The organism is Burkholderia sp. D-99 (genome assembly GCF_011605345.1).
Taxonomy (GTDB): Bacteria; Pseudomonadota; Gammaproteobacteria; order Burkholderiales; family Burkholderiaceae; genus Burkholderia.
The window spans coordinates 495505-513499 of the sequence record NZ_JAAOXM010000004.1 but is presented as its reverse complement, the minus strand read 5'-3'; the positions used below and the strand labels follow the sequence as shown (position 1 = coordinate 513499).

At 67.8% G+C, this 17995-nt stretch carries 12 protein-coding genes; 9 read left to right on the top strand and 3 right to left on the bottom strand.

Translation table 11 applies throughout. The annotated features are described in order from the left end of the window. Positions 1-187: 187 nt before the first annotated feature. Entirely contained in the window at positions 188-1282 is a 1095-nt protein-coding gene (locus HAV18_RS19495; RefSeq protein WP_166958661.1) for an AraC family transcriptional regulator, read from the bottom strand. A gap of 251 nt (positions 1283-1533) precedes the next feature. Here HAV18_RS19495 and HAV18_RS19490 point away from each other — a divergent pair, with 251 nt between their 5' ends. The 7 genes from HAV18_RS19490 to HAV18_RS19460 all read left to right on the top strand — a co-directional run bounded on the left by HAV18_RS19490 (position 1534) and on the right by HAV18_RS19460 (position 14924). After that, complete coding sequence (locus tag HAV18_RS19490; RefSeq protein WP_166958659.1) at positions 1534-2925, top strand: APC family permease; 1392 nt, start codon at positions 1534-1536, stop codon at positions 2923-2925. Between the two features lie 50 nt (positions 2926-2975). Further along, complete coding sequence (locus HAV18_RS19485) at positions 2976-4373, top strand: aspartate aminotransferase family protein (RefSeq protein ID WP_166958656.1); 1398 nt, start codon at positions 2976-2978, stop codon at positions 4371-4373. Positions 4374-4404: 31 nt separating this feature from the next. Beyond that, complete coding sequence (locus HAV18_RS19480) at positions 4405-5829, top strand: aldehyde dehydrogenase family protein (RefSeq protein ID WP_166958654.1); 1425 nt, start codon at positions 4405-4407, stop codon at positions 5827-5829. A gap of 199 nt (positions 5830-6028) precedes the next feature. Continuing rightward, the gene (locus HAV18_RS19475; protein ID WP_166958652.1) at positions 6029-7531 is read left to right on the top strand and encodes a M81 family metallopeptidase; all 1503 of its coding nucleotides are present in this window, start codon (positions 6029-6031) and stop codon (positions 7529-7531) included. Positions 7532-7658: 127 nt separating this feature from the next. Then, entirely contained in the window at positions 7659-8846 is a 1188-nt protein-coding gene (locus HAV18_RS19470) for a YncE family protein (protein WP_166958650.1), read from the top strand. Positions 8847-9292: 446 nt separating this feature from the next. Next, positions 9293-11965: a glycoside hydrolase domain-containing protein gene (locus HAV18_RS19465; protein WP_166958648.1), complete on the top strand. Its 2673-nt coding sequence runs from the start codon at positions 9293-9295 to the stop codon at positions 11963-11965. Between the two features lie 70 nt (positions 11966-12035). Then, positions 12036-14924: a glycosyl hydrolase 2 galactose-binding domain-containing protein gene (locus HAV18_RS19460; RefSeq protein ID WP_166958646.1), complete on the top strand. Its 2889-nt coding sequence runs from the start codon at positions 12036-12038 to the stop codon at positions 14922-14924. Positions 14925-15023: 99 nt separating this feature from the next. Here the strand turns inward: HAV18_RS19460 and HAV18_RS19455 are convergent, their stop codons facing one another. Together HAV18_RS19455 and HAV18_RS40190 are read right to left on the bottom strand one after the other, a co-directional pair. Then, the gene (locus HAV18_RS19455) at positions 15024-15800 is read right to left on the bottom strand and encodes a class I SAM-dependent methyltransferase (RefSeq protein ID WP_166958644.1); all 777 of its coding nucleotides are present in this window, start codon (positions 15798-15800) and stop codon (positions 15024-15026) included. 111 nt (positions 15801-15911) lie between these two features. Then, positions 15912-16046 (bottom strand): hypothetical protein, encoded by a 135-nt coding sequence (locus HAV18_RS40190; protein WP_006767081.1) that lies wholly within the window; start codon positions 16044-16046, stop codon positions 15912-15914. Positions 16047-16448: 402 nt separating this feature from the next. Here HAV18_RS40190 and HAV18_RS19450 point away from each other — a divergent pair, with 402 nt between their 5' ends. Both HAV18_RS19450 and HAV18_RS19445 read left to right on the top strand, forming a co-directional pair. Next, entirely contained in the window at positions 16449-16892 is a 444-nt protein-coding gene (locus HAV18_RS19450) for a hypothetical protein (RefSeq protein WP_166958642.1), read from the top strand. 70 nt (positions 16893-16962) lie between these two features. Then, positions 16963-17775 (top strand): alpha/beta fold hydrolase, encoded by an 813-nt coding sequence (locus HAV18_RS19445; protein ID WP_166958640.1) that lies wholly within the window; start codon positions 16963-16965, stop codon positions 17773-17775. The last annotated feature ends 220 nt before the right edge of the window (positions 17776-17995 follow it).

The window sequence follows — 17995 nt, the reverse complement described above, 5'->3', positions numbered from 1 at the left end:
TTGATGGTTGCGCGCATTCTACGCGAGTAGACCCGGATGACTGCCGCCACGTCGAACGCGACGCCATTCGGACGCAGGTCATGAATCACGTGTGCGGGAAGCGCCGATGCCGGCCATGAAGCCGGCTCGCCGTCGTCCGCCGGGAAAGCTTGTGCTGCAGCCCTTTCAAACGGGCGCCTATTGCGCGTTACGCATCGGGATCCGCGCCGGCGCGCGGCGTGCGCCCGGTCCAGCGGCGATACGCATGACGGAAGCTGCGCGGCTCGCTGTAGCCGAGACGTTCGGCAATGGCCGCGACCGTCAGCGCGGGGTCGTCGAGCATCCGTACCGCTTCGTCGCGGCGCACGTCGTCGAGCAGCGACTGGAACGAGAGGCCGTCCTTGTCGAGCCGCCGGCGCAGCGTGCGCTCCGTCAGGTGCAGCGCGTTCGCGAGCGACGTCATCGACTTGAAACGCGTGAGGTCGCGCGCCATCAGCTCCTTCGCGCGATCGGCGAAGCGCGTGCCGACCGACGCGGCCCACTGCCGTTCGAGCGCCTCGCACTGGCCGTGCAGCGCATTGAAGCTGACTTCGTTCGCGAGCAGCGGCATCTCGGTACCGTTCACGGACGTGAACACGAGCCGGTTGTCACCCGCATTGAACGCGACCTTGCAGCCGAAGTGGCGCGTGTAATCGGCCGCGTTGCGCGGCGTGCGGCGCGCGAGCTGCACCTGCGCGGGCCAGACCGGCTTGCCGACGAGATCGGACACGATCAGGCGCAGGCTCGACAGGCACATGTCGACCTGGAACACCTCGAGATCGGGTTCGCCGTTGTAGCGGCTGATCGTCACGCTCATGCCGTCCGCGTGCGCATCGATACGTACATCGAAATACAGCCCCATGAACAGCGGAAACTGGCCCATGCACCGGAATGCCTGCATGACGGAGCCGCTGATCAGCATCGCGTAGCCGGCGAGGCCGAGTGTCGACACGTGCAGCCGCGCGCCGATCGACAGCCCGATCGACGGCACGCCGCTGCGCTGCAGCAGGTTGTGGAAGCAGCGCTGCTCCTGGCCACGATTCACGTGCAGGTTCGGCGACGCGACTTCGGCCGCGCCGAGCCCCGTGCCTTCGAGCAGCGCGGCACCGTCGATATGGCGCACGCGGCACTCGTCCAGCGCGACCGCGATCGCGTGGACGGTGGCGGGAATGTCCTCCTGGCGTCCGGCCGGGCGCGCGAGGCCGAGCGACGAACGCAGGCTGCGCTCGGCCCGGCTCTGGTTTCGATGGGAGCGGCTGTCCATGGTGCTGACGGGGCGACTGGGTCGCGTAGAACATAGCCGGAATGTCCGCAAAACGCCAGTGCGGCATCGCACCATGCATGACTCGCCGGCGCGACGCGTGGCGACGTGTCCGCAAATATCCCCTGATTACGTCCGCATTTCTCATTCGTGGCGGAATTTTGGGCGCACCACACTTTCTTCCAGTCGTGCGCCGCCGGCCGTGCCGGGCGAACGAGTGTTGAAACCGTGAATGCCACCCACGTGAGGACAGCATGGACAACGACAGCCCGGGTCGATACGCATCGGCCGCCGCGACGCATGACTTCGGCGCACACGCGATGCGCGGCGATGCGGACGAACGCCGCAAGCCGCACCTGCTCGGCCTCGCGACGCTGGTGATCTTCGGCCTCGCGTACATGCTGCCGATGACGGTGTTCACGACCTACGGGCTCGTCACGAGCGCGACGAACGGGCACCTGACGGCCGCGTATGCGGTCACGCTGGTCGCGATGCTGTTCACCGCGCGCAGCTATGGCCACATGGCGCGGCTGATGCCGAGCGCCGGGTCCGCCTACACGTTCGCGAGCCGCAACTTCGGCACGTCGGCCGGCTTCATGGTCGGCTGGGCCTTGCTGATGGACTACCTGTTCATCCCGATGATCAGCTACCTCGCGATCGGCATCTACATGAAGCAGATTTTTCCGCTGGTGCCGGCCAGCGTGTGGATCGTCGGGAGCATCGCGCTGATCACCGGGCTGAACATCGTCGGCATCCGGCTCGTCAATCGCGTGAACCTGATCCTGATCGCGAGCCAGCTGGTGTTCATCGCGATCTTCGTCGTCGCATCGGCGCGGGTCGCGGCAGGCGAAGGGCTGTCGATGGCCGTCGCGTTGCCGTCGTCGGGCGATGCGCACGCGATCTTCGCCGGGTCCGCGATCCTGTGCCTGTCGTTCCTCGGCTTCGATGCGGTCACCACGTTGTCGGAGGAAACGCGCGAGCCGAAGCGCACGGTGCCGCGCGCGATCCTGCTCTGCACGCTGGCGAGCGGCGTGCTGTTCATGCTGATCGCGTACGTCGGGCAGGTGGTGTTTCCCGACTGGCACGCATTCAAGGATCTCGATTCGGCCAGCCTCGAGCTGATGCAGCGCATCGGCGGCGGCACGCTGTCGGCGTTCTTCGTCGCGGTGTACGTGGCCGGCTGTTTCGCGAGCGCGATGGCCGGGCAGGCGAGCGTGACGCGTGTGCTGTTCGCGATGGGCCGCGACCGGGTGCTACCCGAGCGCGTGTTCGGCCACCTGCATGCGCGGCTGCGTACGCCGGTGCGCGCGACGCTCGCGGTCGGCATCGTGTCGCTGTCCGCGCTGTTCATCACGCTCGATCTCGCGTCGACGATGATCAGCTTCGGCGCGCTCGTCGCGTTCGCGATCGTGAACCTGTGCGTGATGCGCAGCTATCTGTGCCGCCCCGAGCATCGCCGCTTCGCGGGCTGGATCACGTTCGGCGTGATGCCGGCGATCGGCTTCGCGATGAACGTGTGGCTCTGGTCGGGACTGTCGCGCCAGACGTTCTACGTCGGCATCGGCTGGCTCGTGCTCGGACTCTGCCAGCTCGTATGGCTGACGCGCGGCTTCACGCGCCCCGCGCCGACGCTGTCGATGAATTGAATGACCGGACGCGCCGCGCCGGACTTGAAACCCTGAACGAGGAGTGAACCATGAACGCTGTTGACGTCAATCTCGATGCGGACCTGCAGGCGCTCGGCAAGCGCCACCTGCTGATGCATTTCACGCACGCCGATGCGTATCGCGACAACGCGCTGACCGTGTTCGACCGCGGCGAAGGCTGCTGGCTCGTCGACCGCAACGGCAAGCGCTACTTCGATGCGCTGGCCGGGCTCTACTGCGTGCAGGTCGGCTACAGCCACGGCGCGGAAATCGGCGACGCGATCCGCGAGCAGATGGTGCGGCTGCCGTTCGCCACCAACTGGGGTGTCGGCCACGAGCCGGCGATCACGCTCGCGCACAAGCTCGCGACGCTCGCACCGGACGGGTTGAACCGCGTGTTCTTCACGTCGAGCGGCTCGGAGTCGAACGAATCGGCGATCAAGCTGGTGCGCCAGTATCACCAGTCGCGCGGCGAGCCGCAGCGGCGCAAGTTCATCGCGCGGCGCGTCGCGTATCACGGCACGTCGTTCGGCGCGCTCGCGCTGAACGGGATGACGAACTTCCGCAAGCATTTCGAGCCGCTGATGTCGGGCGTGCGGCACGTGGGCAACACGAAACGCTACGGCCGGCCGACGGGCGAGACGGAAGCGCAGTTCACGCGCCATCTGCTCGACGAGATCGAATCGCTGATCGTGCAGGAAGGGCCGGATACCGTTGCCGCGATCGTCGTCGAGCCGCTGCAGAACGCGGGCGGCAGCCTGACGCCGCCGGCCGGCTACGCGGCGGGGCTGCGCGACATCTGCGACCGGCACGGCGTGCTGCTCGTCGCCGACGAAGTGATCTGCGGGTTCGGCCGGCTCGGCGAATATTTCGGCTCCGCGCGCTACGGGTTGAAGCCGGACATCATCACGTTCGCGAAAGGCATCGCGTCGGGCTACGTGCCGCTCGGCGGCGTGATCGCGAGCGATGCGGTCGTCGACACGGTGCTCGACGGCCCGCAGCAGATGTTCCTGCACGGCGCGACCTACGGCGGCCATCCGGTCGCGTGCACGGCCGCGCTCGCGAACCTCGCAATCATGGAGCGCGAAGGCGTGCTCGAGAACGTCCGCAGCAACGAAGCGGTGTTCCGCCAGACGCTCGACGGCCTGCTCGAACTGCCGTGTGTCGGCGACGTGCGCGGCGACGGCTACCACTACTCGCTCGAACTCGTGACCGACAAGGCGGCGCGCCGCTGGGCGGCCGGCATCAGCGCGCAGGCATTCGTGTCGACGCTGCTCGCGCCGGCGATCTTCGACGCGGGGCTGCTGTGCCGTGCGGGCGTCGATCACGAAGGCACGCCGATCGTGCAGTTCTCGCCGCCGCTCGTGATGTCGCGCGACGAGATCGTGTGGTTCGTCGCGCAGATCCGCGACATCCTCGTCGACACCTTCGCGCGCGCGACGCGCTGAGCACCTGCATCCGTCACAACAGGAGCATTCGATGCGAACGTCACGACAGTCCTATATCGACGGCCAGTGGCTCGACCCCGCCGATGCGCAGCCGATCGACGTGATCGACCCGAGTACGGCGCGGCCGTATGCGCAGCTCAGGATCGGCGGTGCCGCCGACGTCGATCACGCGGTCGGCGCGGCCAAACAGGCCTTCGACACGTACTCGCGCTGGCCGGTGGACGAGCGCGTCGCGCTGCTGCGGCGCGTGCTCGAGATCTACCAGCGCCGCTACGAGGAGGTCGCGCAGACGATCAGCCAGGAGATGGGCGCGCCGATCGCGTTCGCGCGTGCGATGCAGGCGGCGGTCGGCACCGCCCATCTCGAGCAGACGATCCGCGCGCTGCAGTCGTTCCGCTTCAGTACGCAGACCGATTCGCTGCTGGTGTCGCACGAGCCGATCGGCGTGTGCGCGCTGATCACGCCGTGGAACTGGCCGATCAACCAGATCGTGTGCAAGGTCGCGCCGGCGCTTGCGGTCGGCTGCACGATGGTGCTCAAGCCGAGCGAGATCGCACCGTTCAGCGCGATCCTGTTCGCCGAGATCCTGCACGAAGCCGGCGTGCCGCCCGGTGTGTTCAACCTCGTGCACGGCTACGGGCATGAAGTGGGCGACGCGCTGTCGCGGCACCCGGATGTCGACATGGTGTCGTTCACCGGTTCGACGCGCGCGGGCGTCGAAGTCGCGAAGGCGGCGGCCGAGACCGTGAAGCGCGTGCACCAGGAGCTCGGCAGCAAGAGCCCGAACCTGATCCTGCCCGACGCCGATATCGACGATGCGGTCACGCGCGGCGTGCGTAGTTGCTTCAGCAACAGCGGGCAGTCGTGCAACGCGCCGACGCGGATGTTCGTGCATGTCGACCATCTCGCACTGGCCGAGCAGGCCGCGCGACGGGAGGCGGCGCGCACCGTCGTCGGCGATCCGCGTTCGACGGAAACCGGCATCGGGCCGGTGGTCAGTCGCACGCAGTTCGACCGCATCCAGCAGCTGATCCAGTGCGGGATCGACGAAGGCGCAACGCTTGTCGCCGGTGGCCTCGGTCGACCCGACGGGCTTGGAGACGGGTTCTACGTGCGGCCGACGGTGTTCTCGAACGTCACGCCTGGCATGACGATCGCGCGCGAGGAAATTTTCGGGCCGGTGCTGGCGATCATGACCTATCGCACCGAGGACGAAGCCGTCGCGCTCGCGAACGATTCGGTCTACGGGCTCGCGGCGTACGTGCAGACGAAGGACCCGGAGCGCGCGCGGCGGGTCGCGGCACGGTTGCGGGTCGGCAACGTGCACATCAACTATCCGGCGTGGAACCCGGCCGCGCCGTTCGGCGGCTACAAGCGTTCGGGTAACGGACGTGAGTATGCGGAGTTCGGCCTCGTCGAATATCTGGAGACGAAGGGCACGACGGGGTACGCTTGAGCGGTGCGCGCCTCTGCCCCGGTTCGCGATGGCAAGTGAGCCGGCGGGCGGCGGTGCGATGCCGGCGACGGCACGCTGCGCGTGCCGTGCCGTTTCATCGTTTGATCGTTTGATCGATTGCGAGGAATTCGACGATGCGGGTGAAGGAGACGACAGCGGGCCGACGCGATACGGCCGCGAACGCGGAGGGCGGCGCACGATGAAGATCCTGATCGCCCGGATGAACCACGAGACGAACACGTTCTCGCCGGTGCCGACTCCGCTCGCCGCGTTCGGCCGCAACGGCCCCGACTGGGGCGACGACGCGTATCGCGCGAATCGCGGGATGCGCACCGCGATGGCCGCGTTCATCGATGCGGCGGCGCGCGAGGGCGCGGAGATCGTCACGCCCGTCTCGGCGGCCGCGAACCCGAGCGGGCCGGTCGCGGCCGACGCGTATGCGGCGATCTGCGACGCGATCGTCGCGGCCGCGCCGGGCTGCGACGCGGTGATGCTCGACCTGCACGGCGCGATGGTCGCCGAGCAGAGCGCGGATGGCGAGGGCGACCTGCTCGAGCGCGTGTGCGCGGCGCTGCCCGACGCACCGATCGCGGTCGCGCTCGACCTGCACGCGAACGTCACGCAGAAGATGATCGACCACGCGGACGTGATCGTCAGTTTCAAGACCTATCCGCACGTCGACATGGTCGAGACGGGCGAACATGCGGCACGCGTGCTGTTCGACAAGCTTCACGGCCGCGCACGGCCCGTGCTCGCGTGGCGGCAGCCGCCGCTGATGACGTCGACGCTGCGCAGCGCGAGCGCGGAAGGCGCGATGCGTCGCGCGGTGGAGGCCGCGCGCGCGGCCGAGGCCGACGGGATGCTCGCGGTTTCGGTGCTGCCCGGCTTCTCGCTCGCGGATATTCCCGCGCCGTGCATCAGCGTCGTGGTGGTGGCCGACGGCGACCGGGCCGCGGCCGACGCGGTGGCCGAGCGCATCGCGCGGCAGATCTGGGACGAGCGCGACGCGTTCGTCTATCGCAGCGCGCCACTTGCCGAATCGGTGGCGCAGGCCGCAGCGCTCGCGCGCGACGCGGATCGCCCCGTGCTGATGCTCGATCACGGCGACAACTGCATGTCGGGCGGCCCGTGCGACACGATGGATCTGCTCGAGGCTGCGCTCGAGCACGGGCTCGACGGCATCGTCAGCGGGCCGCTGTGCGACCCGCGAGCCGTCGCTGCACTGATCGACGCGGGTGTCGGCGCGACCGTCACGGTACCGGTCGGCAACGGCTTGCCGTCGCACGGCGGCGTGCGGCGCGAGCCGTTTCGCGCGACCGGCATCGTGCGTGCGCTCACCGACGGCGAATACGTGATCACGGGGCCGACTTACACGGGCCAGCGCGCGTATATGGGCCGCACGGCCGTGCTCGATATCGGCGCGGCCACGCTCGTCATCACCGAGCGGACGCAGGAGCCGTGGGATCTCGGCGTGTTCGAGAGCGTCGGCGTCGATCCGCGCCGCGCGCGCTTCCTGCTGCTGAAATCGCGGATGTACTGCCGGCCGGTGTTCGTGCCGATCGCGGCCGCGCTGGTCGAGTGCGACAGCCGCGGCGTGACAGGCTCGGACTACGGGCTGTTTCACTACGAGCGGCTTGCGCGGCCGGTGTATCCGCTCGATGACGCCGGCGACTGGCCGCCTGGCGCGCGACCGGCGGCTTGACCGAAACGAACCGGGTGCGAAACGGCGGATCCGCCGGCTTTCGGGCATCATGCGATGGCATCGACCCGTCGAGCAGCAGGGTCGAGCCATCCATTGCGTCCGCAACCGATCCGGAGAACCGACCGACATGCATTCGAATCCTTTCCGCCCGCGCAGCGCGCGCCTGCTCGCCGCGCTGACCCTCGCCACGACGGCCGTTGCCGCGCACGCCGCCGACTGGATCGTGTCCGGCAACGACGGCAAGTACCAGCGCGTCGAGGGCCGCGACACCTATCTGGCCTCGCCGCCCGCCGACACGCTGACGCTGCTCGACGCCAGCACGTTCCCGCCGAAGGTCGCGCTGCAGGTCGACGTCGAGAACGGCATCCAGGGGCCGCCGCAGGCCGTCGCGATCACGCCCGACGCGAAGATCGCGCTCGTCGGCGCGCCGACGCGTTACGACACGGCCGCGAAGCAGCTCGTGTACGACACGTTCCTGCAGGTCGTGGATCTCGAGGCCGCGCCGCCGACGGTCACGCGCATCGAGCTCGGCGCGCATCCGCAAGGGATCGCGATCGACCGCTCGGGCAAGCTCGCGCTGGTCGCGAACGTCGACGGCAGCGTGTCGATCCTTCGCATCGACGGCACGCACGTGACGCTCGACGGCAGCCTGAAGATCGGCAAGAAGCGGCTGGCCGGGATCAGCTTCACGCATGACGGCAAGCATGCGCTCGTGTCGCTGCGCGACGAGCAGGGCGTCGCGGTGCTGAACGTCGACGACGGCAAGGTGACCGACAGCGGCTCGCGCCTGAGCACCGGCGTCGCGCCTTACACGATCGACGTGTCGAGCGACAACCGCTGGGCCGTCGTCAGCAACGTGGGGCTGGCCGGGCTGCCGGGTTATACGGGCACCCTGGCGGGCGATGCCGATTCGATCGCGCTGATCGACGTGTCGCGCGTGCCGTTCCGCACGGTCCAGTACCTGACGGTGCCGTCGCTGCCGGAAGGCGTCGCGATCTCGCCGAACGGGAAGTGGATCGCCGTGCAGGCGATGGACGGTTCGAACCTGACGCCCGACAATCCGGGCCGCCACAAGATCGGCAAGGTGCTGCTGTTCGAGATCCGCGGCGAGCAGGCCGTGAAGGTGAGCGAGTTGCCGGGCGGAGAAGCCGCGCAAGGCATCGTGTTCACCGCCGACAGCCGGCACGTGATCGTGCAGTTCAACGTCGAACGGCAACTGGCGCTGTATGCGGTGGAAGGCGGCAAGCTGCGCGATACCGGCAAGCGGATCGCGCTGACGGGCGGGCCGTCGTCGTTGAGGACGTTGCCGCGCTGACGCGCACGGCATCCGTTCGTTCCGTTCTGCAAGTTCATGCGGCGCCCGGATTCGCCGGGCGCCCGCCAATGCACCTCCCGTGCGCCGCCGTTGCAACGCAACAAATGGCGGAAATTTGTACCTGAAGCCACATAACTCCCAATTGTTTAGTTAAACAAACTGAAAATTCGGGAAACTTCTCGTGGTGAATAAACAGTCGTTACGGCACTGTAAGCCCCTGGGAAGCCTGTGACGTTCCCGGAGACAGGGCGGTAGAGGAGACGGTTGCGGCAGCAACGATTGCTGCCGGGTATTCGCACGTAACAAGTCAGCGTGACGTCGCGTGGGGACCGGTCGACGTTATGCCGTGCGGTATCGAAGTGCCACGCAGGGCCGCAAGCCAGGCGGCGTGCCGGATGATCGCGACACCGGATCAATCGTTTTAATTAACGGTACTAAACGAAAAAATGAAAAATCCACGACTCTTGCTCGTCGCCGCACTGACTTGTGCAGCGCTCGCCGCATGTGGCGGCGACGACGTGAACAGTGTTCCGACGGCCAGCAGCGGCGCGGGAGACACGCCGTCGACCTCGGGGCCGTCGCAACCGTCCCGGCCGGATCAACCGGCCCCGCCGACGCGCACCAACATGCCGTTGACGCAGTTCGTCAATCCGCTCATCGGCACGCAGGTCAATTCGGACTCCGGCTACGCGGGCAACGTGAGCCCCGGCGCGATGGTGCCGTTCGGGATGGTCAATTTCGGGCCCAACACGCCGCGCTACAACTTCAACGGCTCGGGCGGCTACCTGTCGTCGGGCGGGTCGGGCGGCACGATCGACTTCTTCAGCGTGACGCACCTGAGCGGTGTCGGGTGCCCGGGGCAGGGCACGGTCGCGATGCTGCCGACCGACGCGGCGACGGCCGTGGCATCGGGCGGCCGGCCGATCGGCGTCGGGTACAGCTACGCGGATGAAACGGCCGAACCGGGGTACTACAAGGTCCGCCTCGCGAACGGCATCGTGACGGAGCTGAGCGCGACCGCACGCTCCGGCATCGCGCGCTTCACGTACACGAACAAGGACAAGGGCTTCTTCTCGATCGACGCGAAGCTGAACGGCAACAGCGATTCGGGCAGCACGAAGGTCACCGCCAAGAACGTCGCACTGGCCATCGCGAGCGACGGCAAGTCGATGAGCGGGCAGGCCGTCGCGCCGGCGTTCTGCACGCCGTACGGCACGGTGTGGAATGCGCCCGTGTATTTCTACGCGACCTTCGACAAGCCGCTGCGCAAGCAGGCGGGCACATCGGCGGTGAATACCGCCAGCAATGGCGCGGCGACGCTGCAGTTCGACCTGACCGACGCGGACCGGACCGTTACCGTGAAAGTCGGGATTTCCTCCGTCAGCATCGGGAACGCTCAGGCCAACCTCAAAGCCGAGGGCGAGAAGCTCGCATTCGACGACGCACGCAAGCAGGCGTCCGGCTCGTGGAACGACCGGCTCAACACGATCCAGATCGACCAGGCCGCCACGCCCGCATCGCTGAATGCGACGCAGAAGGCGAACCTGACGAAGTTCTATACCGCGCTGTATCGCGTGTTCGGCACGCCGACGCTCTACAGCGACACGAATGGCGAATTCCGCAGCATGCGCCAGCCCAGGAACGCGGACGGCAGCTATCCGACGTCGGTCGACCAGACCGGCACCGTTCCGCCGCGCGCGACGGCGAAGGCCAGCGACTACGCATTCCGGCGCGCCGACGGTTCGCAGGGCGGCGCGGGCAACCACTACACGGGCTTCTCGCTGTGGGACACGTACCGGTCGCAGGCACAGTTGCTGGCGCTGCTCGCACCGAAGGAATCGAGCGACATGATGCAGTCGCTCGTGGTCGACGCGTTGCAGTGCGGCGCGTTCCCGCACTGGGTCGACGGCAGCGACGACTCGACGCCGATGGCGGGCGACAACGCGTTGAACGTGATTGCCGGCGCGTACAAGTTCGGCGCGACCGATTTCGACCTGGTGTCGGCCGCACGCCTGACGAAGCAGTCGGTGTTCGATCCGTCCAGCGCGTGTAACGACCGCACGAGCGCAGCGGGGCTCGCCAATTTCCTGACGGCCCACTACCTGTCGCAGAGCGACGACGGCCACTCGTCTTCGGCGACCATCGAGCGCGTGCTGAGCGACCGTTCCGCGGCCGCGTTCCTGCAGGCGCTGCCCGCCAGCGTGCTGAACGCACCGTCGGTCGGCGTGACGCCCGACAACATCGGCATGCTGTACACGCGGGCGGGGTGGTGGCGCAACATCTTCGACTACACGAACAAGGTGATCGCCGCGCGCAACGCGCCGCCGGCCGGCTCGGCGCCCGGCACGCTGGGCACGCTCGTGCAGGGTTCGTTCCACGAGTCGACGGAACCGAACTACTTCTGGACCTTCGCGCAGGACTGGAGCGCGCTGATCGACGCGATCGGCGGGAAGCAGGCAGCCGTCGCGCGGCTGAACACGCTGTTTGCGATCACGACACCGTTCTCGACCGTGCCGAGCTCCGGCGACCTGAACGGCGGCGAATCGTCGAACAACCTGTACATCGGCAACGAACCGTCGTTCCAGTCGCCGTGGGGGTACAACTGGGCCGGGCAGCCGAGCGGCGCACAGTACGTTCTCCCGATCATCATGTCGAAAACGTTCACGACCGGCCGCGACGGGCTGCCGGGCAACGACGACATGGGCGCGACGTCGAGCTGGTACGTGTGGGCGGCACTCGGCATGTTCCCGGTGATTCCGTCGGAAGCGGGGCTCGCGCTGTCCACGCCGCAGTTCAGCGGGATCACCGTCTGGTTCGGCAACGGCAAGACGCTGCGGCTCGAAAGCGACAAGCAGGTGGCGATGGACAGTGCAGGGCGCCCGTCGTTTGCGTATATCCAGTCGCTGAAGGTCAACGGCGTGGACTACGCGGGCTCATGGCTGCCGCTGGGCAAGATCGCCAATGGCGGCACGATGAACTACACGCTGTCGGCTGCGCCGACGCAATGGGCGGCCGCCGACAACCTGACGCCGCCGTCCGGGCCGAATGCGGACTACACGCAGATGACGGCCGGCGGCTCGTCAGTCGCGATGCGGATGCGCCAGGCCGGCGCGCGATAAACGCAAGCGGGCGCGCGCAGGGTCGACCCTGCGCGCGCGTCGACACGACGCAATCCGGGAGGACGACAGCATGAAATCGAAAGCGCGCCGGAAATTCCTGTCCTACAGCGCGGCATTCGTCGGCACGGGCTGGCTCGCCGGCTGCAATGGCGATATCGATTCCGCATCGGGCGCCGCCGGCACGCCGGGCGCCGACGGCCCGGCGACGGCCACGCCCACCGTGCCGGGGGTGCCGAACGATCCGGAGCGCAGCCTGCTGGCCGCGCAGGAACTCAGCGCGAACTGGACGTTCGCGTCGGCGAGCAGCCTGCCGGGCGCCGGCGGTGCGCAACTGTCGGGCACGGCCGGCGTGACGGGCATGATGCCGGCGACCGTGCCCGGCACCGTGCTGAACAGCATGATCGTCAACGGCAAGTATCCCGATCCGTTCTACGGCCGCATCGTCACGGATACGATTCCCGATACGCTGAAGGACACCGACTACTGGTACCGGACGACCTTCGCGGCGCCGGCACGGCAGCCGGGGCAGCGGCTGTGGCTGCGCTTCGGCGGCGTCAACTACTGCGCCGAAGTCTGGCTGAACGGCACGCTCGTCGGCCGGCTGGAAGGCGCGTTCAAGCAGGGTGCGTTCGATATCTCGAGGCTGGTGCCGCAAGCGGGCGGCGCGGCCAGTCTCGCGGTGCGCGTCGTCAAGCTGGATTTCTCCGAAGGCCCGCTGCTGCCGAGCTACACGAGCGGCGTCACGCGCGGCGGGCGCAACGGCGGCCCGACCGGCGTCACGCTGAAGAACGGGCCGACCTTCTTCTGCTCGGCGGGCTGGGACTGGCTGCCGACGATCCCCGATCGCGAGCTCGGCATCTGGCAGCCGGTCGCGTGGTTCACGACCGGCGCGGTGCGCATCGCGGCGATCAACGTCGCGCACACGCTGTCCACCGACCTGTCGCGCGCCGAGTTGCGGCTCGATCTCGAACTGGACAACGGCTCCGGCGCGGATCTCGTCGCGACCGTCGTCGGCACCATCGGCAACGGTGCGCCGTTCCGCCACGACATCGCGATTCCCGCCTCACGTACGACGACGAAGGTGTCGCTCACGTCGTCGGATATCGCGGCGCTGTCGATCAGGCAGCCGCGCCTGTGGTGGCCGAACGGGTATGGCGAGCCGAATCTCTACGCGGTGACGGTCGGTGTCGAGGTGGCGCGCAGGCGCTCGGACGAGCGCACGCTGAACGTCGGCCTGCGTCGCATCGAATACGTGCGCGACATCGGCATGGGCAAGCAGTTGAGCATCACGGTCAACGGCCTGCCGATCCTCGTGATGGGCGGCAACTGGGGGCTCGACGAAGCGCTCAAGCGCATTCCGCGCGAACGGCTGTTCAACCAGGTGCGGCTCCATCGCGACGCGAACCTCAACCTGATCCGCAACTGGAACGGGCAGAGCACGAGCGACGATTTCTTCGACGCATGCGACCGCTACGGGATCCTCGTCTGGCAGGATTTCTTCTTTTCGACCGAAGGCGACGGGTCGGGCCCGGCCAACGTGCCGCGCGATCTCGACAACCTCCGCGACGTGATCGCACGCAACCGTCATCGTCCGTCCATCCTGCTCTGGTGTGGCGGCAACGAAGGCTCGCCGCCGCCGGCCCTCGTCAAGGGGCTCGACGCGCTCGTCGCCGAACTGGACCCGCAACGCCTGTGCCTCACGAGTTCGGCCGGCGATACGGGCGCCGGCGCGGTGAACGGCTATTCGTCCGGCGGCCCGTACAACTGGGCCTCGCCGCAGGCCGCGTTCAGCCGTGGCTACGGCACGACGTCGATCGCGTTTCACAACGAAGTCGGCTCGCATTCGATCCCCACGCTCGAATGCGTCGAAGCGATGCTGCCGCCCGGCTCGTACGAATGCCCGGACGACTTCTGGGCCGACCGCGACATGAACGGCAACGGCGCGTACTACCCGGCCGTCGGCAAGCAGGGCGGCGCCGGCTACATTGCGATGACGGCGCAGCGCTACGGCGCGATCCGGAATCTCGCGGATTTCGTGCGCAAGGCGCAGATGATGAACTACGAGTGCATCCGCTCGATCTACGAGGCGAACGCGGCCGTGATGATCGGCCCGGTGGCCGGAAAGATCACGTCGCCGGCCACCGGCGTGATCATGTGGATGACGAACCCCGCGCAACCGAGCTTCGTGTGGCAGATGTACAGCCACGATCTCGAGGAGCATGCATCGTTCTTCGCGGTGCAGCACGGGTGCCGTCGCGTCAATGCGATTCTCGATGCGGGCACGGCCGACGTGACGATCGCGAATCACACGGCAGCGGCCGTCACCGGCCGCGTCGAGATGCGCGTGTACAACCTCGACGGCTCGCTGAACAGCCGGGCCAGCGCGGATGTCGGCGGCGTGGCGAAGGCGTCGTATCGCGTGGTGGCGAACCTCGCGTCGGCGCTGGCTGCCGCGAAATCCGTCGTGTGCATCGTGTCGCTCGTGCTGACCGATTCGGGCGGCAATACGCTTGCGGAGAACGTGTACTGGCGGCAGCGCGACGGAGGCGACAACGCGTACACGTCGCTCGATACGATGCCGGGCGCGGCGGTTTCCATCCGCGCGGCATCGGCCGAGGCCGACGACACGACGACGCGCATCACGGTCGACGTCGCGAACATCGGTGCGACAGTCGCGCTGATGACACACCTGCAGGTGTTCGATCCGTCGACCGGCGCGCGCGTGCTGCCCGCGTTCTACAGCGACAACTACCTGAACCTGGTGCCGGGCGCGAAGCGGCAGATCACGATCGACCTGCCGCATGCGAGCGGTGCGCCGGTATCGCGCGTCGCGTTGCGCGTGGACGGGTGGCGGCTCGATCGGCCGAACTGCAGGCTCGGGCTCGGCGGCGTGCCGGTCGTGTTCAACGAGCGCGCGCTGGCGGTCGATCCGGCGGTGCCGACATTCGGGGCATGCTGACGGTGGCGTGCACGCGATGCCGCGCAAGCGGTAGCGAGCCGTTGACGCGCCGGGCGAATGCGCGCGGCGGTCGTTACGTGCCCGATGGCCGGCAAGCCGTTACGGCTTGAGAAACCGGTCGAGCCAGCGTGGTGTCGCGGCGCGATCGAAGACGACGTGCAGCTCGGGACTGAACGCGCCATATTCGAGCCCGTGGCGTTGGGCAAGCAGCGTCAGGGAACGGGCGGTGTGAAACGAGATGTGCCCGTTGCGCGGCACGCAGTACCACCATTGCTCGATGCCGCGCGAGAGGATGTCCGGAGTGATCAGCGACGTCTGGAACAGCAGCGCGCCGTCGGGTTTCCGGTAACGCATGATCTGGTCGAAGAGGTCGAACGGCGCCGGATGATGCTCGAACACTTCGAACGACAGGATCGTGTCGAACGTGCCTTCGGGCGGAACCGGATGCGAGAACGGATCGTACGACGTCACGTTCGTGAAGCCGCGCGACGCCAGTTTCCGTTCCAGCAAGCCGAGCCCCGAGCCGAAATCGAGCACCCGGCCTTCCCGCATTTCCGGAAAGCTGGTGCAGATCAGGTCGGCATGCTGTTGCGGACGGATCTCGAGATACTCGGGGTCGTGGCGCGCATAGTCGGCGTTGTAGACGTGCTGCGCAAAATCGTCGTGGGTCCAGCTGTCGAACAGGGGTGCCCACGTGAAGCCGCATTGCTCGCAAGCGTGGTAATACACGGGCACCCCTGCATACGGGTCGACTTTTTTCCCGGCAATGAAGTCGGCGCCGCAGCGCGAGAAATCGACCAGGCCGCAGATGGGCGCGCGGGCCGAACACACTTTGCAGGTGAGGGCCGCCGGGTGGCGGCTCGGACCGTGATTCAAGTTCCGTACTCCTGTTAGCCGGCGAGGCGTGCGCGTGACAGAGGGTGCGGGAGAGGCTATCACAGTCGCGTCGGCCGTCGCGACCGGGAACGGCCGCGTTGCCCTGCGCGCTTACGGACGCAGCAGATCGAACCCGCCGAATACGACGACACCGCTCAACACGATCATTGCGACGGAGTGCTGGCCGAAATAGAGAATCGCGGCGGCAAGCCACGTCGTGATGCAGAAGGCGCCGATGCGGGCCATCGTGTGTTCCTCGAATGCGTGATGAAGTGAGCGCGCGCCGCCCGGCGTTCGCCGGTTGAAGCGGCGAGCGGGGCACGCAGGCGAACGGAAATGGCGACCCGCGCAGCCGCGACCGCGACGTCGGCACGTGTTGCGTGCCGCGCCCGGCAGGGCGGGAGTCGACACCGGCGGCGTTGCACGCTCGCGCCCGGAGGCGGTGGGCGCGCGAATCCCGCCGGCGAAGCCGCAATTTTATCAGCGCTGCGATGCCGCCAATCTGGCCCTTTCGCGACTAAAACCGGCGAACTTCCGCCAAATCAGTCCGGCCCCGATATTCAAGTTTCGTGTGACGAATGCCGTAAACGAGTTGGAAGTCAATTCCGCCCCAGTCACGATTCGCTTACCGATATACGGACCGACACGATGCAGATCGATTTCTCCACGACTACGCGCGCCCCGCTGGCGGACGCCAGCCCGAGCGCGAACGCTGCGTCGGCCGCGCCCGCCGCAACGTCATCGACCGATGGCGCGACGAATGCCACCGGCACGCAGGGTTCGACCAACGGCTCCGGCGCCACCGGCGAAACGCTCGGCGCATCGGGCGGCTCGTCGGACAGCCCGGCGGTCGCGCAACTGAAAGCGTTGATCGACCGGCTGCAGAAGCAGCTGGCCACGATCGAGCGCCAGATGGCGAGCGCGGCGCAGCGCGCGAAGGACGACCCGGCCGCGACGATCGAGCAGCAGTCGCTGAGCGCGGAAGCCGGCGCGATCTCGGGGGCGCTTTCGACCGCGATCTCGCAACTCGCGGCGGCGATCGAGAAGACGGGCGGCTCGACGGCGGGCGGGCTGGTGTCGACGCAGGCCTGACCGGTTGCGGCCGCATCGGCCGCACGCATTACAATCGCAAGCGCGTCTCCCTCGACAGGACGGCAGAACGATGAATGCGGAACTCGACGACGACGACCTCGTCCGCTTCGACGCGCAAGGCGGCACGCCGCTGCCCGCGGCCGATGAGCAAGGTTGGCTGGAACACGACGGCGCGCGCATCTGGCACGCGTCGTTCGGCCAGGGCCCGCCGGTCGTGCTGCTGCACGGCGGCCTCGGCCACAGCGGCAACTGGGGCAAGCAGGTGCCGGCGCTGCTCGCGGCCGGCTACCGCGCGATCGTGATCGACAGCCGCGGCCACGGCCGCAGCACGCGCGACGACCAACCCTATTCCTACGAACGCATGGCGTCGGACGTGCTCGCGGTGCTCGACGCGCTGCACGTCGACCGTGCGCGCTTCATCGGCTGGAGCGACGGCGCGTGCATCGCGCTCGTGCTGGCCGATCGCGCGCCGGATCGTGCGGCCGGCGTGTTCTTCTTCGCGTGCAACATGGACCCGAGCGGAACGAAGGAGATGGTGCCGGGCCCGCTGCTCGACCGCTGCTTCGCGCGGCATCGCAAGGACTACGCGGCGCTTTCCGCGACACCGGACCAGTTCGATGCATTCGTCGCGGCCGTCAGCAAAATGATGCGCACGCAACCGGATTACCGCGCGCAGGATCTCGCGGCAATCGCCGTGCCGGTCGCGATCGTGCTGGGCGAGCACGACGAATTCATCCGGGCCGAGCATGCGGCGTACCTGGCGCGGACGATCCCGGGCGCGACGTTGACGATCCTGCCCGGCGTGAGCCATTTCGCGCCGCTGCAGCGGCCCGCGCGGTTCAACGCGGCGCTGCTGGCGTTCCTCGAGCGGGTGCCGGGCTGACGCGCTCAAACCGTCGGGTTTCGGCGCCGAGGGTCGCGAGCGCCGTGACGCGTATGCTGACCCGCTGGTAAGGCAAATTCCCGGACGTGTCGCGCTCGTCGAAGGGCGCGTGACGGTGCTACCCGATGTTCCGCGCAAACTGTCGAGCGTGCCGCGATGGCGGCAGCGGTCGCCACTGCTTCGCCTGCCTCATAAGTTTTTCTTTAGGCTCGCTCAACAT